This window comes from Campylobacter volucris, from assembly GCF_008011665.1.
Lineage (GTDB): Bacteria > Campylobacterota > Campylobacteria > Campylobacterales > Campylobacteraceae > Campylobacter_D > Campylobacter_D volucris_A.
On the sequence record NZ_VOWJ01000013.1, the window covers coordinates 142,386 to 168,359 of the forward strand.

The following is a 25,974-nucleotide window of genomic DNA, read 5'->3' on the forward strand; positions in this document are numbered from 1 at the left end:
TTTTAAAAATTAAGGAAAGTATTTGAGAATTTTAGTTTTAATTTTTGCATTATCTTTTCAACTTTTAGCATTAGAATATAATTGTGAGTATATAAAAGAACATGAAAAAAACTTTTTTAAGAATTTTCATCCACAAAATATGCAAGATTATTCCCAGATTGATTTAAATTGTAAATTTTCTTTTAAAAATAATCCTATTACGCAAAAGCTTTATACACTTGCAAATGAAATTAGGGGTAGTAATAGTGCTTGTATGGGTGGAGAGTATTTTAGTGATTTAAGAAAATTTGATTTTTTACTTTTAAAAGTAGCTTTGGATCCTTTAAGTTATAAAGAAAATCTTCAAGATGCAATTATTTTGGAAGAAAAAATTGAAAAATTAAAAGCTTATTTTGAATTTTGGGCTTATCAAAGTATTGGAAATTTTAAACTTTATAAAGATTTTTGGAAAGAATATAACAATGCTATTAATCCACTGACTATGTATTTTTATAATAATTTTAAAATGGATAAAGCAAATGCAATTTATTATACAAATAGTGCTTTGAATGAATTTTTAAATTGGGCAGTTGGTGAAACTAAAATATTTAAAGATACTTCGAATTTTCAAAAATTTGTAGCTAATTTTAAAAATTCTTTAACTCAAATTAAAGAATATATATATGCAAATAAAATTAGTGATTTAGAATTAAACAATGGCTTTAAATCAGCTTTATTAAATAATAGAGATGTCAATATAATAGCTGAATTTATAAAACTTGGAGCTAAATTAAATGAAGGATATGAATCTGCTTTATTTTATGCTTTGGGTGATTATGATAATGTTAAATTTCTTTTAGAAAATGGTGCTTTGGTTGATTATAAAAATTCTTTTGGAAAAACAGCATTATTTTATGCTGTTGAATACAATAATCATAAAGTTGCAAAACTTTTAATAGAAAATGGTGCTAATATCAATCAAAAATACATTAATGATAATGAAAAACTCTCAGTAGCTAGCATAGGCTCTAACACTCCTTATTACATCACTTTATGTGCGCTAGAACATACTTCAAAAAATATTTTTATGCATGCAGCTAATTATGCTGATGTAAAAATGCTTAAGCTTCTTGTTGAGCATAAGGTTAAAATTGATGAAGTAGATGATTTAGGTTTTAATGCTTTGGATTTTGCTATTATTGCTAAAAAAGAAGAAAATGCTAAATATTTAAGAGAATTAGGACTTAAAGAAAATGAAAATTTAATGCTTTATGGTGATATTGAACCATGAAAATAGCTTTAGTTACAGGCGTAAGTTCTGGTTTTGGGCTAGAGACTTTAAAAGCTTTGGTAGAGCTTGATTATAAGGTTATAGCTATAGCTAGACGCAAAGAAAGATTAGAAGAATTAAAAGCTAAATATCAAGATAAAATTTTCACAATTGCTTTAGATGTAAGAGATAAACAAGCAGTTTTTAATGCTATAAAAAATTTACCCCAATCTTATCAAAATATATCATTATTAGTAAATAATGCAGGACTTGCATTGGGGCTTGAAAAATTTGATGAATTAAGTATTGAAGATATTGAAACTATGGTAGATACTAACATTAAAGGATTTTTATATATTGCAAGGGCAGTTTTGCCGTTATTAAGAAAATCTAAGAATGCACATGTGATCAATATTGGATCTATTGCAGGAAATGTTGCTTATTATGGAGGAAATGTATATTGTGGTACTAAAGCCTTTGTATCGCAATTTTCTAAGGCTTTAAGAACTGATTTAAGGGGTTCAAATATAAAAGTAACCAATATCGCTCCAGGTCTTTGCAAAACAGAATTTAGTCAGGTTCGCTTCAAGGGTGATTGGCAAAAAGCAAATGAAGTGTATCAAGATACTAAGTATATTAAAGCTAGTGATATTGCTAGGATTATTTCTTTTATTATTACATTGCCTGATTATATAAATATCAATGAAATTGAACTTATGCCTATAACTCAAACATGGGCTGGGACTTTTATAGAAAAAATATAATTTTTTAAGGAAAACTATGAAATTTTTTTATTTATTATTGACTCCACTTTTATTGCTTGCTAATACACAAAGTAATGCTGAAATTTTTGGAGTTTGGACTCTTTTGCCTCCTGTTATAGCTATTATTTTGGCTTTTATAACTAAAGATGTGGTACTTTCTTTATTTGTCGGTGCATTAAGTGGAACTTTTATGCTAGCTCTTGTAGAAAATACAATTTATCATGCCTTTATTGCTTCTTTTACAGGATTTGTTGATAAAGTGGTAAGTGTTATGGCAAGCTCTGGTAATGCTGGAATTTTATTGCAAGTTTTAACTATAGGTGGAGTTGTCGCGCTGATCACTAAAACAGGTGGGACTAAAGCAGTAGCACTTTGGCTTTCTACAAAGGCTAAACAAGCAAAAAGTTCTCAATTTGCAACTTGGTGTATGGGAATATTTATTTTTTTTGATGATTATGCAAATTCTTTAATTGTAGGTCCTATTATGCGACCTGTGACAGATAAATTTAAAGTAAGTCGTGAAAAACTTGCTTTTATTATGGATGCTACTGCGGCGCCAATTACTGGACTTGCTATTATTTCCACCTGGATAGGACTTGAAATTTCTTTAATTCGCAGCGGATATGATTTGATTGATGATGCAACTTTTGCACATTTGGGAATTTTAAAAGAAGAAATTAATGCTTTTGAAATTTTTGTACAAACATTGCCATATAGATTTTATAATCTTTTTATGCTGATATTTGTGGTTTTGACTATTTATACGGGTAGAGAATTTGGACCTATGTTAAAAGCTGAGCTTCGCGCAAGAGCGGGTAAATTTTCTCATGGACATGAGCAAATTGATAATATAGAAGATAAAGTGTTAGAGCCAAAAGAGCATATAAAATTACAAGCATCAAATGCTATTATACCTTTAATTGTTTTGATTGCTTTTTCGTTTATAGGTTTTTATTTTAGTGGATATAATGCTATTGAAGATGCAAATTTAAAAGCTCAAATTGATGCTTCGCCTTTCAGTTTATTTGCTTTTAGGGAAACTTTTGGAGCAGCTGATGCGTCTATAGTATTGTTTCAAGCAGCATTATTAGCAACTATAGTTGCAATTATTTTAGGTATGTATAGAAAAATTTTTACTCTTAAAGAGGCAATTGCCACTTGGACTCATGGCTGGAGAACTATGATTATGACGGTAATTATCTTACTTTGTGCTTGGTCTTTGGCTTCTGTGATTAAGGATTTAGGAACTTCTAAATATTTGATTGATTTATTTTCAGATAAAACTCCTATTTATTTGTTGCCAACAGCTATTTTTATATTTGCTTCAGTAATTTCTTTTTCTACTGGTACTAGTTATGGAACCATGGGTATTTTAATGCCTTTAGCTATTCCTTTGGCTATGGCAGTTGGTGTGCATAATGAATTAAGCGGTGTTGAGCTTCATCAATATATGATTATTAATATTTCAGGGGTTCTAACAGGTGCTATTTTTGGAGATCATTGTTCGCCAATTTCTGATACAACCATACTTTCTTCGATGGGTAGTAAATGTGATCTTTTAGCACATGTTAGTACTCAAATGCCTTATGCTTTAAGTGTGTGTGTTATTAGCATACTTTGTGGCTATTTGCCAGTTGCTTTAGGACTTAATGTGTGGCTTGGTTTGGCTTTTGGAATTTTAGCTATGATAGTTTTACTTTTTGTTGTCGGCAAAAAGGTTGATGCTTAATGAATTTTGAAGAAAAAATTGCTTTAAATAAAGTATTGTTTTCTTCTTTTTTTGATGAGAAAATTGAATGCTTTGATTCCCCACTTGTTGCTTATAGAACCAGAGCTGAATTTTCTATTTATCATGGTAAAAATGATGAAATTGATTATGCTATGTATAAAAATGGTAAAAAAACTCCTATAAAAAAATTTGATATAGCTGATGAAAAAATCCAACATTTTATGCCTATTTTGCTTGAGTCTTTAAATAAAAATTTAAAACATAAATTGTTTGGAGTTGAATTTTTAGCTACGAGATTAGATTTGAGTATAACTTTGCTTTATCATAAAAATATAGATTTAATTTATGATGAATTGTCTCATTTGGCTTCTTTTTTAAAAGTAAAACTCGTAGCAAGAAGTAGGGGTAAAAAACATATTTTTAATGGGGAAAATTTAAAGCAAGTTCTTTGTATAAAAAATAAAGAAATTTTTTATGAATTTAATAATGATTGTTTTATTCAACCAAATACTTATATCAATGAAAAGATGATAGAATGGACTCTTTCTTGTATAGATAAAGATGCAAAGAAAGATTTATTAGAGCTTTATTGTGGTTATGGAAATTTCACCATAGCTTTAGCAGATAAATTTAATAAAATTTTAGCTACTGAAATTTCTAAAAAAAATATAGAATTTGCTTTAAAAAATTGCACTTTAAATGATATTTCAAATATAAATTTCACTAGACTTTCTAGCGAAGAATTAAGTCAAGCCTTAAAAAAACAACGACAATTTAATCGTTTAAAACATATTAATCTTGATGAATTTAAAATAACACATGTTTTGGTTGATCCTCCAAGAAGTGGGCTTGATGAAAGTGTTATAGAGCTCATTAAAAATTTTGAAAATATTATTTATATTTCATGCAACCCTATCACTTTAAAAGAAAATCTTGAAAAACTATGTAATACCCATAAAATACTTAAATTTGCATTTTTTGATCAATTTGCAAATACAAATCATCTTGAATGTGGTGTTTATTTAAAATCAAATAGTAATATAAAACATTAATTTTGCACATATTACAATAATAATAGTAAAAACAAATACTATAGGATGAATATAAGTGTGCAAAGGGTTTGGTTTTTTTAATATTAATTTATAAAAAAGTGAAAATAGTATCAAAATAAAAATACACATAACAAAAAATGTTTTAATAAGAAATATCCAATTTATAGAATTAAAATGAAAATGAGCTAAAAATAAACCACTTAGGAATAAAACTAAAACAATAGGTGGCATTATTTTAATCGCATTGTCAATGTTAAGATTAGTACTTTTTTTAATATGTTTTAGTAAAAAGATATCAGTAAATAAAAATCCTATAAAAAAAATAGCACAAAATAAATGTAATATTAATATATAAGGATAAGCATCAAGCATATTCCAACCTTTTTTATAATAGAATTATTATATTTTATAATATTTAATGAACAAAATTATTGATTTATGTTAAGGATATTAGATGAAAAATAATATAGAAAGAATTTTAAATTCTATGAAAAATATTGCTATTATAGGTTTGAGTCCTGACGAAAATAAAGCTTCTAATTTTGTAGCTAGATATTTACAAGATAAAGGATTTAAAATATATCCAATTTATCCAAAAGAAGAATTTATTCTAGAAGAAAAAGTTTATAGGTGTATAAAAGAAATTCCTTTTAGTATAGATACGGTTGTGATGTTTAGAAAAGCTAGTTATGCAAATGAAATTTTTGAAAGTTTATTGGAAAAAAATGTTAAAAATTTTTGGATGCAACTTGGTATTATAAATAATGAAATTTATAAAAAATGTGAAGAATTTCATATAGTTTGTGTTCAAAATAAATGCATTAAGATAGAGTTAGAGTTGAGTAAAAAATAAGTGATAAATTTATATAATTTTAATCTCAAAACTTATTGCAAATAGATATCATAATAAAAAGTAAATACTTATTAATTTATGTAAATAGTAATATGTGATTTAGATATAAAAATAAAATAAATTGAAGAATTAGTTAGAAAAATACTTTTTTATTTTAAGTAAATTTTATAAAAATTTGTATAATATTAATAAATATTAATATAAAAAGGCAAATTATGTCAAAAGAAATAATACTAGAAGCAAATACATTGATAACTTCAAAAACTGATTTAAAAGGTGATATTATTTATGCTAATGATGATTTTTTAAAATATGCAGGTTATAGTATGAAAGAAATTTTATATAAACCTCATAGTATAGTTCGTCATCCTGATATGCCAAAAACTGTTTTTAAATGTTTGTGGGATTATATTCAAGAAGGTAAAGAAATTTTTGCTTTTGTGAAAAACAAAACTAAATATAATGATTATTATTGGGTTTTTACTAATGTAACTGCTTCATATGATGAAAATGGAAATATTATTAATTATTATTCTGTAAGGAGAAAACCTAAAAAAGAAGCGATTGTTGTGATGGAAAAAATATATCAAAGACTTTTAGAAATAGAAGAAAGTGATGGGATTAAAGCTGGTGTTGAAGAGTTAATGAAAATTGTCACTTCGTATAAAATGAATTACAATCAATTAATCCTTACTTTGCAAAAAAAGTATTAAAATTTATTTAAAAAATATTGTTTTATCTTAATATATAATACTTACTTATCTTAAAATAGAATCTTGAAAAATAGATAAGAAGGAGATTGTCTATGTCTAAAGAAAAAGTTTTAACTTCAGATGTTTTAATAACATCAAAGACAAATTTAAGAGGTGAAATTATTTATGCTAACGATGATTTTTTAAAATATTCAGATTATTCTATCGAAGAAGTTTTATATAAGCCTCATAGTCTTATGCGTCACCCTGATATGCCAAGAACAGTGTTTAAATTTTTGTGGGATTATATTCAAGAAGGTAAAGAAATTTTTGCTTTTGTGAAAAACAAAACTAAATATAATGATTATTATTGGGTTTTTGCTAATGTAACAGCTTCGCATGACATAAACGATAATGTAATAAATTACTATTCTGTAAGGAGAAAACCTAAAAAAGAGGCGATTGATATTATAGAAAAAATTTATAAAAAGCTTTTAGAAATTGAAAAAAATGATGGAATTAGGTCAGGTGTTGAAGAGCTTCAAAAAATCGTAAAATCTTACGGTATGACTTATAATCAACTTATGATGGAAATTCAAAAATAAATTATAGGAGACTATTTTGACAAAAAATGTTTTATATATTGGGCTTTTAGTAAGCATTATAGGATGCTTAGTGGGTGTGTTATTTGTAGAGTATATATCTGCTAGTATTTTTGGTTTAATATTTTTAATATTTTTAGTTTGTGTTTATATAAATAAAAGCGATGAAGAATTTAATGATAAAATTTTACATCTAAGCAAAGAATTGAAAAATGGAAATTTTGATGAAAGAATTATATATTTAAAATGTCGCAATAAAAAGTTAAAACAAATTGCAGATAATTTAAACAATACTATTGATGGTATAGAGGCTTATTTAAGGGAGATTAATACTTCTATAGCGTGTTCTCAAAAAGGTGAATATTATAGACGAGCAATTCCTGAGGGTTTAAAAGGAATTTTTGTTCATAATATAAATTTCATTAATGAATCTTTAGATGATATAGAAAAAACAGGTAAATCTGTTTTTAAAAATGCACTTTCTAGAGAATTAATGGATTTAAGTTTAAGCAATCAAAACAAGAATTTAAATGATTTATCTGCTTCTTTAAATAAGATTATAAAACTTATGAGAGAAGTCTTTAGCGATATAAGAATTATTTCTAATACTGCTCAAAAAAATGGTATAGAAATTGGTGGTTTACAAGAATCGATTTCATCGATGATGCAAGTGGCTGATGAGAGTAAAAATGCCGTAAATACTTTTGCTTCTAATGCGCAAAATATCAATTCAATTGTTGAGGTGATTAGAGATATTGCAGATCAAACCAATCTTTTGGCTTTAAATGCAGCGATTGAAGCAGCTCGTGCAGGAGAACATGGTCGTGGATTTGCTGTTGTTGCAGATGAGGTTAGACAATTAGCTGAAAAAACGCAAAAAGCCACCGGAGAGATTACTTTGGCCATACAAGTGATGAATCAAGAAATAGGTTCTATCCAAGAAAATAGTGAAAAAGTTTATGTTATTGCTAATTCTTCAGATAGTAAAATTGCAGATTTTAGTGAAGCGTTTAGAGAATTAGAAGATAAAAGTTCTCATTTAGGTAAAGAATTTACCAATTTTGCCTCTGATTTAACCCTTTCTGCTATGAAAATTGATCATATTTTATATAAATCTGATGTTTATTTAACTCTTAATGGTTCTCAAGATAAATTGCATAATCTTGATCCTATTTCTACACTATGCAAAGATGAAGATGCGCAAAGCATATTCTGTCCATTAATTACCCCACATGAGTTAGATATTAAGAGTGAGTATTTACAAAGAAGAGCAAACAAAGCAGTTGAACTTTCTCAAAGCGAAGTTATAGATAAATCAGCATACGATGCTATTGTTAATGATATAAGAGAATTAGAAAAAGAAAGTAAAGCTATAATGGATAAACTAGAAGCATAAAAGCTTCTAGTTTTTTAAACAAGAACTATTTTTAAAACTTCTGCTAGATTTTTAACCCCTATGATTTTCATATTATCAATGACTTCTTGAGGTATATCTTTTAAATCTCTTTCGTAGTTTTTATGTGGAATAATAGCTGTTGAAATTTCTGCTTTATATGCTGCAATTAATTTTTCTTTTAAGCCGCCTATTGGTAAAACATTACCCATTAGATCTATTTCTCCAGTCATAGCAACATCAGATCTTACTTTTTTATTACTAAAGATTGAAGCTATTGCAGTAGTTATGGTAATGCCTGCACTTGGTCCATCTTTTGGGGTGGCTCCATCTGGAACATGAATATGAAGATTATAAAGATTATAAGCACTTTCATCTTCTTTATAAATTAAATTTTTTGGAACTTTAATAATATTTTGATCTATTAAATTTTTAATAAGACTTTGAGAGATTTTTGCAGATTCTTTCATCACATCACCCAAACTACCAGTAAGAGTAAGTTCTCCTTTGCCTTTTATTTTAATAGCTTCTATTTTTAAAACATCTCCACCAACAGCAGTCCATGCAAGGCCATTTACTTGACCAATTTTATTTTCTTTTTCATGCTTTTCTATTTCAAAGACTTTCTTATCTAAAAAGTCTTTTAGATTTTTAGTTGAGATTTTGATGGTTTTAAATTCTTTATTTAAAAGAAGTTTTTTTATGCATTTTCTACAAATTTCTGCGATTTTTCTTCTTAAATTTCTTACTCCTGATTCTCTTGTATAATCGCTAATGATTAATTCTATAGCTTTTTTATCAAAAGTAATTTCTTCTTTTTTAAGCCCATGTTTTTTAATTTCATCAGGTATTAAATAATCTTTTGCGATTTGGGATTTTTCTTGAGGAGTGTAAGAACTAAGTTCTATAAATTCCATTCTATCTTTTAAAGCAGCAGGGATTAAGCTTGCATCATTAGCGGTTGCTATAAAAATGATCTTGCTTAAATCTATATTAAAATTTAAATAATAATCTCTAAATTTAGTATTTTGTTCAGGATCTAAAATTTCAAGCAAAACTGCACTTGGATCACCTCTGTGATTGCGGCTTAATTTATCAATTTCATCTAGCACAACAACGGGATTGCTTTGTTTTGCTTCTATAAGTCCTTGTATGATGCGTCCAGGCATTGCTCCTATATAAGTTCTTCTATGGCCTCTTAGTTCATTTACATCTTCAAGACCACCTAGTGCAATGCGTACTAATTCTCTTTTTAAAGCTTTAGCAACAGAATTTGCCAAAGATGTCTTTCCTACACCAGGAGGACCTACAAGACATAAAATCACTTTAGCTCCATCTTTATCTTTGATTTTGCGTTTTTCTAATAGCTCTTTTACAGCAAAATATTCTTCTATGCGTTCTTTTGGTTTTTCTAAAGCATAATGATCTGCATTTAGCTGCTTGATAACATCTGATAAATTTAGTTTTTTCTTAGATGATGATTCAAAAGGTATATCCAAAACAGTTTCTATATAAGTTTGCACCATAGAAGCTTCAGAATTATCTTGATGAATTCTTTCGTATTTTTGAATTTGTTTTTTTATTTCTTTGTATGCATCTTCATACATAAAAGCTTTCTTTTTTTCTAATTTTTTATTGTATTCTTCTACTTCACTTTCTTTTTGTATATCGCTTCCTAGTTCTCTTTGAATTTGTTTAAGTTGTTCTTTTAAGAAATATTCTTTATTGACTTTATCTATTTTAGAATGCACTTTGTTTTTAATTTCTTTTTGAATTTTATTTGCTTCTATTTCTTTTGCAAGATAATCAATTAAATTTAAAAGTTTAGCTTCTAAATTAGTTTCAATAAAAAATTCATAAGCTTGGTGTTTTTTAATTTTTATAGAATTTAATATAAGATCACAAATTCTACTTGGCTCATTATCTTCTTCTATAGTTCTTAAAAGATCAGGTGGAAAATAATGACTTACCGTGGATAGAGCCTTGGTTTTTTCTCTTAAAACTTCCATTATAGCGTCTTTTTTGGTATAGCATAATGGCTCTTGGTGGATTAAATCAACTAAAGCACACAATGGTTCATTTGAAATTTGTTTGATGATTTTCGCTTTAGCATAACCTTGAAATAAAATTTTAATTCTTCCATCTGGAAGAGGGACTTTTCTCATGATATTTCCGATTACTCCGCAATCATAAATATCATTAAAACTTCTTCCGCCTTCTATCTTAGAGGGAGCTACAAATATCATTGTTTCATTTTGTATAGCTAAATCAAGTGCTTTAATATTTTGTGTATCACTTAAAAAAATAGGAGTAATCATAAAAGGATATAAAAATAATTCATCTTCGATGATTACTGGGAGTTGAGTAGGATAGTTTTGATTATTATCTAATTTCATTATAATATACCTTCTTCAAATATTTTTCTATACCATGGTAGTTCAGGTTTTATCATGTCTGAATTTTTGAAATCAGAATTTTCCAATTTTTCTTTATAAATTTCATAACTTTCCTCCCTACCAAGTTTTTTATAAAGTTTTTCAATATTAGTATTAAGATAAAATACTGCAAGATCAAATTTAGTAAGCATGGTATTAATTAAATCGTTATATTGGACATTTGGATAATTTTGATTGTATTCTTGAATTTCTTGTATAGTCTGAAGCATTAGTGCTTGGTTGCGATTAGGCACAGCAAAAGAATCAAATTTGGCTTTAATTTTTAAATATCTTATATAAGCAATATTTTGAGAGTCGCCAAATTTGTTTAAATATTCATCAAGATAAAAATTTGCTAGTTCATATTCTTCTTCACTAATGTGAGCTTGTGCTAAAATTAACAAAGTTTGTTCTAATAGTGGATCTGCCACATGTTCAGCAGCCATTGAAGTATAATGCTGATCTGCTGCTTCGAGATTTTTTTCTTGTAAATCTTTAATAATTTGTTGATACCACTCAATAGCACTTAAATTATATAAATCTTCAGCTTTTTTTGCACTACAAGCTCCCAGAAATAATCCGCAAATAACAATGCAAGATATTAATTTTTTTTTCATTATCAAACCTTTAAAAATAAAAGTGTTATTATAATGTTTTTATGTTTATGAAATTGTTAATTTTTAAAAACTAAAATTATAATCAAAAAGTATAAATTTTTAAGCATTTTAAATTTGGAACTAATTTTGCTTAATTTTTTGTAATTTCTTAGTCAATAGATTTTAGGAGGCAAAATGAATTTAGAGGTTAAATGTCCTATTTTAGGTTTTGAAGAAACGAAAAATATGAATTTTTATAAGATAGACGAGGTATTTTATAGACTAAAAAGTCTTGATGGAAAAGATTTTTCTTTTGTAATGATCGATCCTTATATGATACGCCCAGATTATGATTTTGAAGTTCCTGATTATTATCAAGAATTGTTAGCTTTAAATGAAAAATCAAGTTTTGGGGTTTTTGTAATTGTTGCTATCAATAAGCCTTTAGAAGAATCAACGGTAAATTTTCTAGCTCCTGTTGTGATGAATTATGATAATAATTCTTTAGTGCAAGTGATTTTAGATACAACTAAATATCCTAATTATTTTCAATCTGAAAAAATTTCAGCCTTTATTAAACAAAGCAAATGATATCTGAAATTTATATTTTAGGAAATGGAGCTATGGCAGATGCTATAGCATTGGGGTTAGGAGATAAATATGAAATTACAATTGTCGCTAGAGATGAAAGTAAAAATATAATATCCAAATCAAATATTAAAACAATTTCCTATAAAGAATTTAATTTAGAAGGTAAAAATGTAATTTTGGCTTTTAAACCTTTTGCATTAAACGATGTTGCAAGAATCTTAAAAGGTGAGGCAAGATGGGTTATTTCTGTTTTGGCAAATACTACTTTTGAACAACTTCATGTCATAAAAGCACGAGATTATATAAAAATAATGCCTAATATTGCTGCTAAGTTTAAAGCTTCCACTACTCCGTATTTGATGGAAAAATCTTTATTTAAAGATGAGATTTTGCAAGTGCTTGATACTTTTGGTAAATCTTTTTTACTTCAAAATGAAAAAGAATTTGATATTGCTATGGTTTTAAGTGGTTGTGCTCCTGCTTTTTTAGCTTTGGTAGCAGAAGCTTTGGCTAACGCTGGGGTAAGAGGCGGATTAAAAAATAATTTAAGTTATAATCTAACCAAGGCTACTTTTGAAAGCTTTAGCGCCTTGTTTAATCAAGAACATCCAGGCTTGATTAAAGAAAAAATTTGCTCTCCAGCAGGAGTAACCATAAAAGGAATCGAAGCTTTGGAAAAAAGAGCTTTAAGAGCTGCGTTTTTTGAAGCTTTTTTAGCTAGTTCTCAAAAATGAAGCAAGCTTTTAGTCTCCTAGAGCTTGTTTTTTGTGTAGTTTTGCTTGGTATAATTTTTAGCTTTTATTATTTTATTTTTTATTTTAAGGCTTTTGATAGTTTAAAATTAAATCAAAAATTGTATGAAGTAGAAAAAAATCTTTTGCAAAAAAACTTAACCAATACAAGAATTATCCAAATAAATAATCATATATTTGTAGAATATTTTGATGATACTTTCAATCTTAAATCTTTAAGACCAAAATATCTTTCTTATAAAAAAGAATTTTACGATGAAGCAAGCTTTTAGTTTGTTAGAGTTTGTTTTAAGTTTGGTAATATTTGGAATTATCATATCTATTTTAACTAGTCCTTCTTTGCAAATTTATAAACGAGTTTTTGAAATAAAAAATAAAAATAGCACTTTTTTTTGATTTAAATCAGGCTTTGTTAGGTATAGAAAAAATTTATCAAACTTGTATTAAATTTAAATATGGTACAAATTATTTTGAGTGTTATATGAGCGCAAATGACGATATTTTTTATGATGTAAATTTAAAAATATTAAATTTTAGTGGTATTGTGTTTGATGGAGAAAATTTTGTAAGCCCAAATAGTAGATTTTATTTTATTGAAAATGGTGTTTTAGATGGAGTTTTAAGTAATTATAAAGATTTGCATTCAGCGAAAAAGCAAAAAATTTATCCTTATGATTTTATATATATGTATGCTTTAAATAATAATAAAATTTATAAAGCATATGTTCAAGATAAAGAAAATGTAAATTTTTATAGTGAAGGTTTTAGTGGATTTTATCATGTTGTATATGCTTTTATAAAAATCATTTATGAAAATAAAAAGATATTTTTTGAAATTAAAGATTTTGAAAATAGACAAGATAGATTCTTATTTGCTGATGAGATTGATCAATTTAGCATAGATAAAGATCAAAATTTTATTAAAATTACACTTTGTAAAAATAATGAGTGTTTGAGCAAATGGATGTTTAAGTGAAAAAATCTTTTGCTATGGTTTATACTATTTTTTTAATTATATTTGTATCTTTTATGGTGCTTTTTGCTATAAAAATTGCCTCATACCCTCCAAGAATAATGAAAGATTTGATTTTTTACATCCAAGGAAAAATCATTCTTTTTGATGCTGTGGAATTGTCAAAATATTTTTTATATGAAGCAAGAACTCAAGACAAAGAATGTCTTGATGAAATTAAATTTAAATACAATCAGGCTGTGGTTAAAATTGATTATGTATATCCTTTAGCCAAATGTGATAATGGAAAAATTGTAACAGATTATGAAAATCCTAATTTAATTATAGCTGTTAATGCAAGCGTATTACTAAACACAAATCAAGGAGTGAATGAAGAAGTATTTTTGCAAAAAAGTTTTTTTATCTATCCTAAATTTGATGAATATAGGTTTGAGCTACAATAGTTATCATTTTTGCACCTATAATCATTATGAAAATCAATGCTATTCTTGAAAATATATAAAGAACGATTCTACATAACAACTTTTTTAATTGTTGCTAAAAAATAAAAAAGTATAAAAATGAAAGTAAAAGTTATCAAAATAGAAACAATATCAATGCCTAAACTTTGATCTTTAGAGATAACTACTATGGTAGTAAGTTTTACCCAATTTTACCATTATATAGAAAAGATATAGGAGGAGTATTTTTTTAAAAGCTCTTGATGGTTTAAATCTTGATAGTGTTGAAATTATGTGCTATATGATTTATACTCGTTGTGATTAAAATAAGTCTTGCAGTAACCCGCAAATCATTAATATCCATTTAAATTTCATAATAAAAGGATATGAGAGTAAGAAAAATTAGCGTTGTACAAAATGCAGTATAAATGTTATCTCTAAAAAGTTTTTTTCTTTTTTTGGATATCTAAATCTTTTGTCGTAGTTATAAATTGTGGGAGATTTCTATAAAGTTTGGGTATTACTATAATAGCGACTGATATAAGTAAGACAATATAAAATCAGATTCTATACTTGAAAATATCCATCTAGTTTTAAATTTATCCCCAAGATTAAGCTTGGGGGGGGTGAAAATTATAATCCTTCAAAAGGATTAGTTACAACTTCTTTTCTATCTACTATATAAGGGATAAGAGCCACATGTCTTGCTCTTTTAATAGCAACTTCAACCATTTCTTGATGTTTTTTGCTTGTGCCAGTTAAACGACGAGGCATGATTTTAAATCTTTCTGATAAAGCATGTTTTAATAAAGCTGTATCTTTATAATCGATAAAATCAATTTTTGCTTCAGTGTATTTGCAATATTTGCGTGAATATTTTCTTTTTTCTGCCATGTTTTTTCCTTTAAAATGGTAATTCTGTATCATCATCATATTTATCTATATCAATTTCTCTCATAGGAGTTTCTTTTGGAGTATTATTTTGATATGGATTTGATGGAGTTTTGGTTTGAACTTGTGCGTATGGATCAAAGCTTTGTTGTTGGTTGAAATTTTGGTTGTAGCTTTGATTGTCAAAATTATTTTGTTGATTATTTTGGATGGTAGAGCCTAGCATCTCTAAATTTTCGACTTGGATGCTATGTTTTGATCTATTTTGTCCATTTTGATCGCTCCATTGCTCAAATCTCAAACGACCTTCAATTAAAATTTTACTACCTTTGCTTAAATACTGATTGGCAATTTCTGCTGTTCTTCCAAAAAAACTAATGTCGATAAAGCAAGTTTCTTCTCTTTTTTCTCCTGTATTTGTGCTAAATCTTCTAGTAACTGCAATAGCTGAAGATCCTATAGCACTACCTGATGGAGCATAACGCATTTCTATATCTCGTGTAAGATTACCTACTAAAACGACTTTGTTGAACATTTTTTAGCCTTCTGTGTTTTCGCTAGTTTTAATTTCTTTTTTAGTTTGTTTAATACCTTTGCTTAGTTTTTCCCAAGCAGCAATTTCTTTTTTGTTTTCATATTTTACAATTAAAAATCTTATAACTTCTTCAGTGATTCTTAATACCCTTTCAAGTTCAGCAATTAAATTTGTAGGAGCTTTAAAATAAATCACAAAATAAGTCCCTCTTTCGTATTTTTTAATTTTATACGCGAGTTTTCTTGTTCCCATTGGAACTACGCTTTCAATTTGTGCGCCATTTTTTGTAAGGATTTCTTTTACGAATTCCAACTTAGCACTTACTTCTTCTTCTGTAAGTGTCGGTTTTAATATGAATAAAACTTCATAATGTTTCATTAATTTTTCTCCTTGTGGATATAAAGCCTAAAAAATTTAGGCAAGGATTTTGCAAAAAATGCAATTTCTATTATACCTTAAATTTGCTTAATTTAACTTTTTAATATAGTGTTAATGTATAGCAAATTAGAAAGTAAGTATTCTTTTTTTTCTATTTTTGAATTTTTTTTAAGTTCATATTCGCATTCACATAAAGATAAAAAGATTTTTTTATATTGTGAAATTTTTATAGACAAGGCTTGGTTTTGTAAATTTTTTGCTATATGCATAGGTGGAGCATAGCCTAAAATTTCTTTTAAATCTATATTTGCATATGCTTTGGCGTGTAAAGCTATTTTAAAAAGTCTTAAAAAACTCACATTTAAAGCATTAATCAGGACAATTTCATTGTAATTATCAAGTATTTTATTAAGATCTTCTCTAAAATCTTTTTTATCAAGTATTTTTTCAAAAAAACTTTCAAAGCTAATAATACTTAGACTATAACAATGTTCTTGTATAATTTTTTCATCGATATTTAAACCTACAAATTTGTTAAGTTCGCTTGCTGCCAAATAAAGATTTTCATTAAAATTATAAAAGAGTGTAAAAAGTGCATTTTGAGTGATATTAATCTTTAATTCTTTTGCTTTTAATCCAAGAAGTTCTATACCTTCTTTGGCTGAATTTGCTTTAAAAAATCTACAAAAATTTTCACCAAATGTTTTTTCTAAATCAGTTAATTTTGCACTTTCATCATAAATTTGAAGTAAAAAATAATTTTCATTAGAATTTTTGCAAAGATCTGTTAATTGCTTTATTTCTTTTGAAGAAAGTTTTTTAAAACTTTTAATTTCAAGCAGTTTTTTTTCACTAAATAAAGATGAGCTTGATAAATAATCATAAGCTTGTTTAAAATCATATTCATCAAAATAAAATTTTAAATTTTCATCAAACTCATATTTTTGCTTGATGAAATTAGAAAAAAGCTCTATTTGAAAATTATCTACTCCATAAAGTAGAAAAAAATTAGGAAAAGTTTTTGAATTTAAAAGAGTTTGGAGTTGATTTTTATACATTTAATATTCTTTCCAGTTTTAAAAATTGCGTTATTTTTCCAAAAATTTTAGCACTAATAATATCAACTTGTGTGATTTGAATTTCTACATTTTCTAATAAATTTGCTTTTGAGCCTATGATAGTCACCAATGCCCCTTTAATTTCATCGTTTAATTTTACTTGTAGTGAGCTTTGATTTTCCACAACAACGGCTTTAAATTTTTTACCTATATTTTCATTTGCCCATCTTGCAAATTTTCTATCCATAAAATCCCAAGACACTTTATCTGCTTTTCTTTCTAAAATGCTTAATTCTTCGCAAGTACTTTCTATATTTAAAAGTAAATAATTAAACATTTTTTTATTATTATTGATTTTAGCTTTTAAAAGTCTATGTAAAAGCAAATCAGAATATCTTCTAATAGGACTTGTAAAATGAGTATATTTGTCAAATCCTAAGCCAAAATGTCCAGTGTTTTCACTAGCATATAGAGCCTTTTTTTGAGCCTTTATTAAAAGTTTATCTATTTCAGAGCGCATATTTAGCTCATCTGCTAAATCTTGTATATTTTTAAATAATTCTATAATGTTGTTTTTTGGACTTACATCAATACCTAAACTAGATAAATCAGCCAATAATTGGTTGATTTTTTTGTAATCAGGATTTAAATGGTTTCTAAAAATTCCTATTTCTATAAGCTTTGCTGCTGCTTTGTTGGCTAAAAGCATACAATCTTCTATGAGATTGTGCGATGGAGTATCGTTTTCAAGATAAGTATTTTTTAATTTATTATGCTCATCTAATTGCATTCTTAATTCTTGCGTTTTAAATTCACAAGCATTTTTTAAACGCTTTTTGCGTAAATTTTGAGTGATTTTAAAAAGATCGTATAACCAATTGATTTGATTTAAATTTTCAAGCGTGTTTAGGTATTGATCAACTTCATCATAATTAAAACGGCGTTTAGAATTAATAATAGCTTCAAATAATTCTTCTTTGATTACTTCATTATTACTATCTAGTGAAATTTTAAAGCAAAAAGCTAAACGATCTTCATTTGGTTTTAATGAGCATATGTTTTCACTTAGAGCTCTTGGGAGCATAGGTATGGCAATATGGGGAAAATATATAGAAAATCCACGATTTCTAGCTTCTTTATCAATGGCACTATAAGCATGCACATAAGAGCTTACATCAGCAATGGCAATATAAATAGCATGTTCATTTTTATCATAAAATATTGCATCATCAAAATCTTTTGCGTCTATAGGATCTATGGTGCAAAAATTTAAATTTCTTAAATCTTTTCTTTGTGGATACATACTTGCATCTACAAAATCACCATAAGCCCTAGCTTCATTTTCACATAAGGTGTCAAAAATGGAATTTTTATTGTATAAAGCAAGAGAAATTTTTTCATCAACAAATTCATCATCTATGTGACCTACAACTTCTGTGATGTTGTTATTGTGATTTTCTATTTTTAAAATAGTCCCAAGTGGTAAAGTTTTTAATGACTTTTGTGAAGCTTTTAAAGCGCAAGTTAAACCTGTTTGTATATTTACTCCTAATATAGCTTGTCCATATTTTTGAGTAATCACTAAAGATGTTTCGTGAGCTCTTTTTAGTATTAAAACCACTTTAACACTTGCTCGTTTTTTCTTAATAGGCAGTAGTTTTGCTACAACGATATCTGCATAATTGGCACCTTTTAAATTTTTATTTTCTATGATTAAATCTTTTTTAAAATTTGTATCAAAACATTGCAAAAATCCAGTGCCATTGGAGGAAATATCTATTTTTCCAAAAGTAAAACCATCTTTTAAATAATATTTGTTTTTATAAAATTTAATAATTTCACAAGTTGATAATTCTCTTATAATTTGTTTAGTTTTATTAGTGATTTCATTTGGGTTTAAACCATAACTAAGTTGATTAAATAATTCTTTCATGATATTCTTTTTAGATTGTTATAAAATGTGTGGTGAAATTTTATCACAAAAGAATTAAATTTGTATTTTTTAGTTATAATCTTTGCTTAAATTTTATTTTTTTAGGGATATATAATAGCTGTATCTATTTGCTATGATAAAGATTGCGATATAGTCATGCTTATGCCATGAATTTAAGAGATATCAGGGTTGATATTATTATAGATTTCAAAGAAAAAAATGGAGTAAAGTTTAAAATATTGGTTTTGTTGTAAAAATGTTAAAAAAGCTGATGTGATTATGATTGCTAAAAATATTAGAACGCGCTGTAAGGCATGAATTTAGTGTAGATAGTAGAAAATAGGTATCACAGGAAATAACATTTAAAGCAGAAAGAAGCAGATTTATTTAGTGAATAAGCTGTGTTGTGCAAAGAACTCGCTATCTTCCAAGCTAGATTTGAAACTTTGGTTGAAGCTAGATATGAGCCTAAAATGGTTTATTTTAAATGCTTACATTAGATGAAATTGATTGTAGATTTGATATATCAATGAAGTATTGTTGATATGAGATATTTTGAAAAGTATTTAAAATATATACAAAAATTAGAGCTTTTATTAAGGACTTTATTTTAGAAAAATTAAAAAACAGGTCGTGAGCTTTTTGCTATGACGCCTTGAGTTAGTGCTAAAAAATTTAGTTGATAAGGATAAAAATTAATTGAAAAATATACATACAAAATACAAAGTGTTTTTAGCACTTTGTATATTAGTGCTTGGGATTATACTGTTTTTTTTAGGAAGTTTATTTTTACAAAAAAAAGATATTGAAATAAAAAATAAAACTCAAATAACCAAGCCTATGGTTACTACACAGAAAAAGATAGAAATTTTTGAAACATTAGAAAATAATGAAAGCAATTTTGCATTAAAAGATGAAAAATTAGAATTTTTAGATAAAAATATAAGTGAAATTTTAAATCTTAATAATAACACTCAAGAAAATAAAATAAAAAACGATGACATAAATTTAAGCACAGAGCAAAATTCTTCCAATAATATACAATTGGAAAATATTAAGCAAATAAGCAAAATAGATGAAAATCTTACTAAGCAAATAAATAATGAGCAAAATTTAACTTCGCAGCAAGTAAAAAAACAATTACATCAAACTAAACCAAACAAGCCATCTTTGGCTATTATTATAGATGATATGGCTAGTCATACTCATGTTGATATGCTTAAAAAAACTAACTTAAAACTTATTCCATCGTTTTTTCCTCCAGATAAACGACATCCTTATACAGCTGAACTTGCTAAAGATTTTGAATTTTTTATGGTACATCTTCCTTTAGCTGCCATAAAATACGATAAAGCTGAGTTAAATACCCTAGAGCCAAAAGATAGCAAAGAAGTCATATTTAAACGCATAGCATATATAAAAAAGCATTTTCCAAATTTAAAATTTATCAATAATCATACTGGTAGTTTATTTACCGCTGATGAAATTGCTATGAAAAATCTTTTTGATGCTTTTTTGAAAAATGATTTTATTTTTGTAGATTCAAGAACCATTGGTAATTCTAAAGCACCAAAACTTGCAAAACAATATCATCAGCCTTATATAGCAAGAGATGTATTTTTAGATAATGAAGATAATATTGAGTATATCAAAAAGCAAATCATGCAAGTGGTTAACGAGGCTAAAGCTAAAGGTTTTGCTATAGCTATAGCTCATCCAAGAAAGAACACCTTTGAAGCTTTGGTGCAAAGTAAAGAATTGTTAAATTCAGTTGAACTTGTGTATTTAAATGAAATCTATAAATAATATTAAAGAATTTAATTCTTTAAAAGATCCTCCAGCTAATGTGTATTATAAAGGAAATTTAGAACTTTTAAAAAATAGAAAAATAGCAATTATTGGCTCAAGAAAAATGAGTGTTTATACTAAAAATTGTATTTATGAGCTTGTAAATTGTTGCAAAAATGCGCAAATTTGTATAGTAAGTGGTGGAGCTTTGGGGGTAGATATCACAGCTGCTAATGTCGCATTTCCAAATACTATAGCTATTTTTGCTAATGGTCTTGATGAAATTTATCCAAAAAGCAATAAAAAATATATCGAGCAAATTTATGAACATGCTTTAGCTTTAAGCGAACATGAAGCTTTTTATAAACCCAAGCCTTATGATTTTTTGCTTAGAAATCGACTAATCATTGCTTTAAGTGAAGTTGTGATTATAGCTCAAGCTGATTTATATAGTGGTTCTATGCAGAGTGCAAGACTTGCTTTAAGTATGAAAAAACCTATATATGTTTTACCTCAAAGAAGGCAAGAAAGTGAAGGTACAAATTTACTTCTAGCAAAAAATCAAGCTAAATTACTTTATGATTTTTCTGAATTTGCTTCTATGTTTGGAGTTTTAGAAGAAAAAAGTAATAATGATGAGTTGTTAGAATTTGTTAAAAAAGAGAATAATTTAGATAAAATTTTGCAAAAATTCGGCGATAGAATTTATGAGTATGAACTTGATGGTTTGGTTGAAATTTGTGGCTTGAGTGTGAGAGTTAAGTCATGAAAACATTAGCTTTAGACATTGGTTTAAAAAGAATAGGGCTTGCACTTTGTATTGATTATAAAATAGCAATGCCACTAGATGCTATTATAAGAAAAAATAGAAATCAAGCAGCAAAAGATGTTGGTAAAATTTTGCAAGATTACAAGATAGATATTTTAATAGTTGGTATTCCCAAGGGTGGATCTAGTGAAGATGAGATGAAAAGACGCATTGAGTATTTTGTGTCTTTAATAAATTTTGAAAAAGAAATTGTTTTTGTAGATGAGAGTTTTAGTTCTAAACAAGCACAAGAGCTTCAAGTGGTAAATTTAAAGAAAAAAGATGGCAAGCTTGACTCTTTGGCTGCGTATTTGATTTTGAAGAATTATTATGGCATTGTTTGATTTAAATTTGACCTTGGAGCAAATTTATTCTAGTGAGCAAAAAAATATAATTTTACAAAGCTTTGATAAGCCTAAAAATATTAATATTTTTAGAAATTCTTTGATTGTTAGTGAAGAAAATTTAGAGCAAATATTAAATGAAGAAAAAATACCTTTTGATAAAATAGATAAATTTTGCTATAAAATTTCATATGAATACAAAAGCAAGTTAAGCTCTATAGATGCTTTTAATGAAGGAAAATTTTATATACAAAATTATTCTTCGTATTTATGCACTAAAACTTTAGATGTAAAAACTCAAGATAGTGTTCTAGATATGTGCGCAGCACCTGGTGGTAAAAGTATTAATTTAGCAAATTTTATGCAAAATACTGGATATTTAGCTTGTTGTGAATTTTCAAAAACGAGATTTTTTATCTTAAAAGAAAATATAAAAAAATACCATGTGTATAATTCAAAATGTTTTTTGAAAGATGCCAAAATTATAGGAAAGCTATGTCCTTTAAAATTTGATAAAATCTTATTAGACGCACCTTGTTCTACTTTTGCTAAATTAGGTCTTAAAGTGCAAAAGAATATCAAAGAAATCAAGCAAATTTCAAATATGCAAAAAAGATTACTACATTCTGCTTTAGAGGCCTTAAAACATGGTGGAGAACTTGTTTATAGCACTTGTACCTTTTTAAAAGAAGAAAATGAAGAAGTGCTTGAAAATGCTTTAAATAATCCGAATTTTCAATTACAAATGATGGATTTTGAGCTTACAAATGTTAAGTATATTCAAGCACAAAGTGAAAATTTTGATTTATCTTTTGCTAAAAGGGTTTTACCAGATGATTTTGCAGATGGTTTTTTTATCGCCAAAATAAAAAAACTTTAAAAATCAATAAATTTTAGCGTGAAAAATATTTTTTACTAGAAAACTTAAACTGCTATTTTTAGGTATTTTGAAAGCAAATTCACATTGTGAAACTCTTGTGAATTAATATAATAAAAAATTAAAACTTAAAAAGATAAAAAAAGTATTTATAATGAAGAAAAATTATATAAAAATGCAGATAAACAAGCAAAATGCTTATTTATCTCTTAAATTTAACTCGCTAATTAATTTGGTATAAGCTGAGTAATCTTTTCTTTTAAGATAAGAAAGTAATCTTTTTCTTTGACCAACAAGTTTTAACAATCCTAAGCGAGATGAAAAATCTTTTTTGTAGATTTTTAAATGTTCAGTTAAATCTGAAATTCTAGCACTTAAAAGTGCTATTTGAACTTCTGGAGAACCAGTATCTCCACTTTTTCTAGCAAATTTTGCAACAATTTCTGCTTTTTTAGCCGAATCTAAAGCCATGATAGACCTCCTGAGCGGTATTAAAATTAAAACGCAAATTATACATAAAAAACCAAAAATAAATCTGAAATAGAATAAAACCTTACAATTTTAAAAATTAACAATATTGAGTATTATTTTTTGATATAATATAAATTTTTATGAATTTTACTCATTGCAAATAATTTGTAAGATATTTTAAAGAATAAAGATTTAAAAATTTAAGGATTAGTGTGTTATTTACAAAAGCTAGCGAATATGCATTATTGTCTTTGATCTATATAGCAAAGTCTCAAGAACCTCAAGATGTTGATACTATGTCAAATGTTTTAGATATTCCAAAAAGTTTTTTGGCAAAAATTTTGCAGGCTTTAGCCAAAGATAATCTTTTAAAATCATTTAAGGGCGCAAAAGGTGGATTTGTTTTAGTTAAAAATCCACAAGAATACACCTTAAAAGAGATTGTTAATAGTGTTGAAAAGAAATCTATTAATGTTTTTGAATGTAGTAATGGAATTTGTCCGTCGCAAAAAGGTGATAGTTGCAATTTAATGCCAGTTTTAGTTACTCTGCAAAATAAAATTGATGATTTTTTGATTTCTATTACTTTGGAAGATATTATAAAAAATAATGGCTAAAAAAAATATAGTAAATTTAGTTTTACCTTGGATTGCGCCACTTATTGCACCGGTTTTAAAAGCAAAAAGTTTAACGATTGTTGCTGTAATTATTGCGATTTTAGCGATAATTATTGTTCCTTTACCAAGTATTGTTTTAGATTTTTTTCTTGCATTAAGTATAGCAATCTCTGTTTTAATTATATTAATTTCTTTGTATATTCCAAAACCTACTGATTTAACAACTTTTCCGACTATACTTTTAATTATCACGCTTTTTAGACTCTCGCTAAATATAGCTACTACGCGTATGATTTTAAGTGAAGGACACCAAGGACCTGCTGTGGTTAGTGATATTATTGCAAGTTTTGGTGAATTTGTTGTAGGTGGAAACTATGTTATTGGTGTGGTTGTTTTTTGTATTTTAGTTTTGATAAACTTTATGGTTGTGACTAAAGGTAGTACTCGTGTTTCTGAAGTTCAAGCAAGATTTACTCTTGATGCGATGCCAGGAAAACAAATGGCTATTGATGCGGACTTAAACGCGGGCTTGATTGATGAAAAAACCGCTAGAGAAAGACGACAAGAGATCATAGCAGAAGCCAATTTTTATGGAGCTATGGATGGTTCTTCTAAATTTATCAAAGGAGATGCGGTTGCGGGTATTATTATAACTATTGTAAATCTTATTGGCGGGTTTATGATAGGTTATTTTCAGCATGATATGGAGCTTAGTCAATGTGCATCTACTTATACTATTTTAACTATAGGTGATGGACTTGTATCTCAAATTCCAGGACTTATCACTTCCACAGCAACTGCGATTATCATTACGCGTGCAAGCAAAGATGAGGATAATTTTGCCGAAGGTTCTATCAATCAACTTTTAGGTGAGTATAAAACATTATTAATTGTTGGTTTTATTTTATTTATCTTTGCTTTGGTTCCTGGTTTGCCACATTTTTCATTAGGTTTTATGGCTTTAGTGTTTTTAGGACTTGGTTTTGTGATTAAGCAGGTTCAAGAAGGTAAAATTCAACTTGATCCATCTTTAAGCAAAAAAAATCAAGAAATTCAAGAAGATGAGCAAGTTAAGCCACAAAAACGAAGCGAGGAAGAAATACTAAAAGAAGAAGAAAATAAAATAACAGATATTTTAAAATTAGAAATTTTGGAATTAGAGTTGGGTTATGGTTTGATTAAATTAGCAGAAAGTGAATTAACAGAACGTATAAGATCAACAAGACGCAATATAGCTCAAAGTTTGGGGTTTTTAATGCCAAAAATTAGAATTAGAGATAATTTACAATTAAAACCAAACGAATACACTTTTAAATTAAAAGGTGTTGGTATAGCTAGTGCTGAAATTTATCCTGATAAATATTTAGCTATGGATAGTGGTTTTATTACTGAGCCAGTAGAAGGTATAGCTACCAAAGAACCAGCTTTTAATTCTGATGCGCTTTGGATAGATGCTTCCTTAAAAGATGAAGCAACGCTAAATGGTTATATAGTAATTGATCCAGCAAGTGTGATTTCAACTCATATGAGTGAGCTTATCAAAGCTAATGCATCAGAGCTTTTAACCAAACAAGAAGTTCAAAATTTACTTGATAAAATCAAAAATGATTATCCTATTGTTGTAGATGATTGTTTAAGGGTTGCAAGTATTGGCTTGATACAAAAGGTATTAAAAGCCTTGCTTAAAGAGCATATTCCGATTAAAGATATGCTTACTATACTTGAATCAATTAGCGATATTGCTGAAGTTAGCAAGAGTTTGGATATGATTATAGAGCATGTAAGAGCATCTTTGGCAAGAGTGATTACAAATTTATATGTGGATGAAAAAGGCAACATAAGCTTTTATATATTTGATGCAGCTGCTGCAGCAAAACTAATGGAACATGTTCAATTTAAAGATGGAACTTATCATTTGATGATCAATGTAGCTCAAACTGGAGCCTTGGTTGAAGCTTTAAAAGCTGAACTTGCAAGCGTTGCAAATACTAGAATTAAACCTTTCTTGCTTTGTGTAGAACCACAACTTAGAAAATTTATCGCAGATATTTGTTCAAATTTTGGTATAAATATAACTGTGCTTAGTTTTGCTGAGATTGCAGAAAATACTAAATTTGAGACAGAAGGTATTATAAAAGTTGATGATTTATAAG

27 protein-coding genes and 1 pseudogene are annotated in these 25,974 nt (G+C 27.1%); 20 read left to right on the top strand and 8 right to left on the bottom strand.

Annotated features, from left to right (window positions below):
* Positions 1-22 precede the first annotated feature (22 nt).
* The 8 genes and pseudogenes from FPD38_RS01510 to FPD38_RS08410 all read left to right on the top strand — a co-directional run.
* On the top strand, positions 23-1,270 hold the full coding sequence (locus FPD38_RS01510) for an ankyrin repeat domain-containing protein (RefSeq protein WP_147555032.1): 1,248 nt from the start codon (positions 23-25) through the stop codon (positions 1,268-1,270).
* A complete protein-coding gene (locus FPD38_RS01515) occupies positions 1,267-2,013 on the top strand; it encodes an SDR family NAD(P)-dependent oxidoreductase (protein ID WP_147555033.1) in 747 nt (248 codons plus the stop codon). The genes FPD38_RS01510 and FPD38_RS01515 overlap by 4 nt, the downstream gene beginning before the upstream one ends.
* A gap of 16 nt (positions 2,014-2,029) precedes the next feature.
* Positions 2,030-3,742: a Na+/H+ antiporter NhaC family protein gene (locus FPD38_RS01520; protein ID WP_147555034.1), complete on the top strand. Its 1,713-nt coding sequence runs from the start codon at positions 2,030-2,032 to the stop codon at positions 3,740-3,742.
* Complete coding sequence (trmA, locus tag FPD38_RS01525) at positions 3,742-4,794, top strand: tRNA (uridine(54)-C5)-methyltransferase TrmA (RefSeq protein WP_147555035.1); 1,053 nt, start codon at positions 3,742-3,744, stop codon at positions 4,792-4,794. Before FPD38_RS01520 ends, trmA begins: the two co-directional genes overlap by 1 nt.
* Before the next feature lie 454 nt (positions 4,795-5,248).
* Positions 5,249-5,647: a CoA-binding protein gene (locus FPD38_RS01535; protein WP_147555037.1), complete on the top strand. Its 399-nt coding sequence runs from the start codon at positions 5,249-5,251 to the stop codon at positions 5,645-5,647.
* 215 nt (positions 5,648-5,862) lie between these two features.
* A complete protein-coding gene (locus FPD38_RS01540) occupies positions 5,863-6,360 on the top strand; it encodes a PAS domain-containing protein (protein WP_147555038.1) in 498 nt (165 codons plus the stop codon).
* Positions 6,361-6,452: 92 nt separating this feature from the next.
* Positions 6,453-6,944, top strand: coding sequence for a PAS domain-containing protein (locus FPD38_RS01545; protein WP_147555039.1), 492 nt, complete (start codon positions 6,453-6,455; stop codon positions 6,942-6,944).
* A gap of 715 nt (positions 6,945-7,659) precedes the next feature.
* Positions 7,660-8,337, top strand: a pseudogene (locus FPD38_RS08410) (methyl-accepting chemotaxis protein); the annotation flags it as partial.
* Between the two features lie 14 nt (positions 8,338-8,351).
* On the opposite strand, the gene lon reads toward FPD38_RS08410, so the two are convergent.
* Together lon and FPD38_RS01560 are read right to left on the bottom strand one after the other, a co-directional pair.
* Positions 8,352-10,730 carry an endopeptidase La gene (lon, locus tag FPD38_RS01555; protein WP_147555040.1) on the bottom strand — a complete coding sequence of 793 codons (2,379 nt, stop codon included), beginning with the start codon at positions 10,728-10,730 and terminating at the stop codon, positions 8,352-8,354.
* Positions 10,730-11,386: an outer membrane protein assembly factor BamD gene (locus FPD38_RS01560; protein ID WP_147555041.1), complete on the bottom strand. Its 657-nt coding sequence runs from the start codon at positions 11,384-11,386 to the stop codon at positions 10,730-10,732. Before FPD38_RS01560 ends, lon begins: the two co-directional genes overlap by 1 nt.
* 174 nt (positions 11,387-11,560) lie before the next feature.
* On the opposite strand from FPD38_RS01560, the gene fliW reads away from it, so the two are divergent.
* From fliW to FPD38_RS01590, 6 genes are read left to right on the top strand one after another with little or no spacing between them, the layout of a single operon-like run.
* Positions 11,561-11,956 carry a flagellar assembly protein FliW gene (fliW, locus tag FPD38_RS01565; protein WP_147555042.1) on the top strand — a complete coding sequence of 132 codons (396 nt, stop codon included), beginning with the start codon at positions 11,561-11,563 and terminating at the stop codon, positions 11,954-11,956.
* Positions 11,953-12,690 carry a pyrroline-5-carboxylate reductase gene (locus FPD38_RS01570; protein WP_147555043.1) on the top strand — a complete coding sequence of 246 codons (738 nt, stop codon included), beginning with the start codon at positions 11,953-11,955 and terminating at the stop codon, positions 12,688-12,690. Before fliW ends, FPD38_RS01570 begins: the two co-directional genes overlap by 4 nt.
* Positions 12,687-12,980, top strand: a complete 294-nt coding sequence (locus tag FPD38_RS01575; protein ID WP_147555044.1) for a prepilin-type N-terminal cleavage/methylation domain-containing protein — start codon at positions 12,687-12,689, stop codon at positions 12,978-12,980. Before FPD38_RS01570 ends, FPD38_RS01575 begins: the two co-directional genes overlap by 4 nt.
* Entirely contained in the window at positions 12,964-13,104 is a 141-nt protein-coding gene (locus FPD38_RS08415) for a type II secretion system protein (protein ID WP_147555045.1), read from the top strand. Before FPD38_RS01575 ends, FPD38_RS08415 begins: the two co-directional genes overlap by 17 nt.
* Before the next feature lie 13 nt (positions 13,105-13,117).
* Positions 13,118-13,684 carry a hypothetical protein gene (locus FPD38_RS01585; RefSeq protein ID WP_147555046.1) on the top strand — a complete coding sequence of 189 codons (567 nt, stop codon included), beginning with the start codon at positions 13,118-13,120 and terminating at the stop codon, positions 13,682-13,684.
* Positions 13,681-14,124, top strand: a complete 444-nt coding sequence (locus FPD38_RS01590) for a hypothetical protein (RefSeq protein WP_147555047.1) — start codon at positions 13,681-13,683, stop codon at positions 14,122-14,124. The genes FPD38_RS01585 and FPD38_RS01590 overlap by 4 nt, the downstream gene beginning before the upstream one ends.
* A gap of 630 nt (positions 14,125-14,754) precedes the next feature.
* Here FPD38_RS01590 and rpsR read toward each other — a convergent pair.
* The 5 genes from rpsR to FPD38_RS01615 form a co-directional block, all read right to left on the bottom strand.
* The gene (gene rpsR / locus FPD38_RS01595) at positions 14,755-15,015 is read right to left on the bottom strand and encodes a 30S ribosomal protein S18 (RefSeq protein ID WP_039665671.1); all 261 of its coding nucleotides are present in this window, start codon (positions 15,013-15,015) and stop codon (positions 14,755-14,757) included.
* Positions 15,016-15,025: 10 nt separating this feature from the next.
* The gene (locus FPD38_RS01600) at positions 15,026-15,547 is read right to left on the bottom strand and encodes a single-stranded DNA-binding protein (protein ID WP_039665670.1); all 522 of its coding nucleotides are present in this window, start codon (positions 15,545-15,547) and stop codon (positions 15,026-15,028) included.
* 3 nt (positions 15,548-15,550) lie between these two features.
* The gene (gene rpsF / locus FPD38_RS01605; RefSeq protein ID WP_147555048.1) at positions 15,551-15,925 is read right to left on the bottom strand and encodes a 30S ribosomal protein S6; all 375 of its coding nucleotides are present in this window, start codon (positions 15,923-15,925) and stop codon (positions 15,551-15,553) included.
* A 92-nt stretch (positions 15,926-16,017) separates the two neighbouring features.
* Positions 16,018-16,983, bottom strand: coding sequence for a DNA polymerase III subunit delta (gene holA / locus FPD38_RS01610; RefSeq protein WP_147555049.1), 966 nt, complete (start codon positions 16,981-16,983; stop codon positions 16,018-16,020).
* Complete coding sequence (locus tag FPD38_RS01615; RefSeq protein WP_147555050.1) at positions 16,976-18,916, bottom strand: RNB domain-containing ribonuclease; 1,941 nt, start codon at positions 18,914-18,916, stop codon at positions 16,976-16,978. The genes holA and FPD38_RS01615 overlap by 8 nt, the downstream gene beginning before the upstream one ends.
* Positions 18,917-19,615: 699 nt before the next feature.
* Between FPD38_RS01615 and FPD38_RS01620 the strand changes: the two genes are divergently transcribed.
* The 4 genes from FPD38_RS01620 to FPD38_RS01635 are packed head-to-tail and all read left to right on the top strand — an operon-like array spanning position 19,616 to position 22,736.
* Complete coding sequence (locus FPD38_RS01620) at positions 19,616-20,722, top strand: divergent polysaccharide deacetylase family protein (RefSeq protein WP_147555051.1); 1,107 nt, start codon at positions 19,616-19,618, stop codon at positions 20,720-20,722.
* A complete protein-coding gene (locus FPD38_RS01625) occupies positions 20,706-21,473 on the top strand; it encodes a DNA-processing protein DprA (RefSeq protein ID WP_147555052.1) in 768 nt (255 codons plus the stop codon). Before FPD38_RS01620 ends, FPD38_RS01625 begins: the two co-directional genes overlap by 17 nt.
* Positions 21,470-21,856: a Holliday junction resolvase RuvX gene (gene ruvX, locus FPD38_RS01630; protein WP_147555053.1), complete on the top strand. Its 387-nt coding sequence runs from the start codon at positions 21,470-21,472 to the stop codon at positions 21,854-21,856. The genes FPD38_RS01625 and ruvX overlap by 4 nt, the downstream gene beginning before the upstream one ends.
* Positions 21,843-22,736: an RsmB/NOP family class I SAM-dependent RNA methyltransferase gene (locus tag FPD38_RS01635; RefSeq protein ID WP_147555054.1), complete on the top strand. Its 894-nt coding sequence runs from the start codon at positions 21,843-21,845 to the stop codon at positions 22,734-22,736. The genes ruvX and FPD38_RS01635 overlap by 14 nt, the downstream gene beginning before the upstream one ends.
* A gap of 195 nt (positions 22,737-22,931) precedes the next feature.
* Here FPD38_RS01635 and rpsO read toward each other — a convergent pair whose 3' ends face one another.
* The gene (gene rpsO, locus FPD38_RS01640) at positions 22,932-23,204 is read right to left on the bottom strand and encodes a 30S ribosomal protein S15 (RefSeq protein ID WP_147555055.1); all 273 of its coding nucleotides are present in this window, start codon (positions 23,202-23,204) and stop codon (positions 22,932-22,934) included.
* Between the two features lie 212 nt (positions 23,205-23,416).
* Between rpsO and FPD38_RS01645 the strand changes: the two genes are divergently transcribed.
* Both FPD38_RS01645 and flhA read left to right on the top strand, forming a co-directional pair.
* Positions 23,417-23,821, top strand: a complete 405-nt coding sequence (locus tag FPD38_RS01645; protein ID WP_147555056.1) for an Rrf2 family transcriptional regulator — start codon at positions 23,417-23,419, stop codon at positions 23,819-23,821.
* Entirely contained in the window at positions 23,814-25,973 is a 2,160-nt protein-coding gene (flhA, locus tag FPD38_RS01650) for a flagellar biosynthesis protein FlhA (RefSeq protein WP_147555057.1), read from the top strand. Before FPD38_RS01645 ends, flhA begins: the two co-directional genes overlap by 8 nt.
* Position 25,974: the final 1 nt, after the last annotated feature.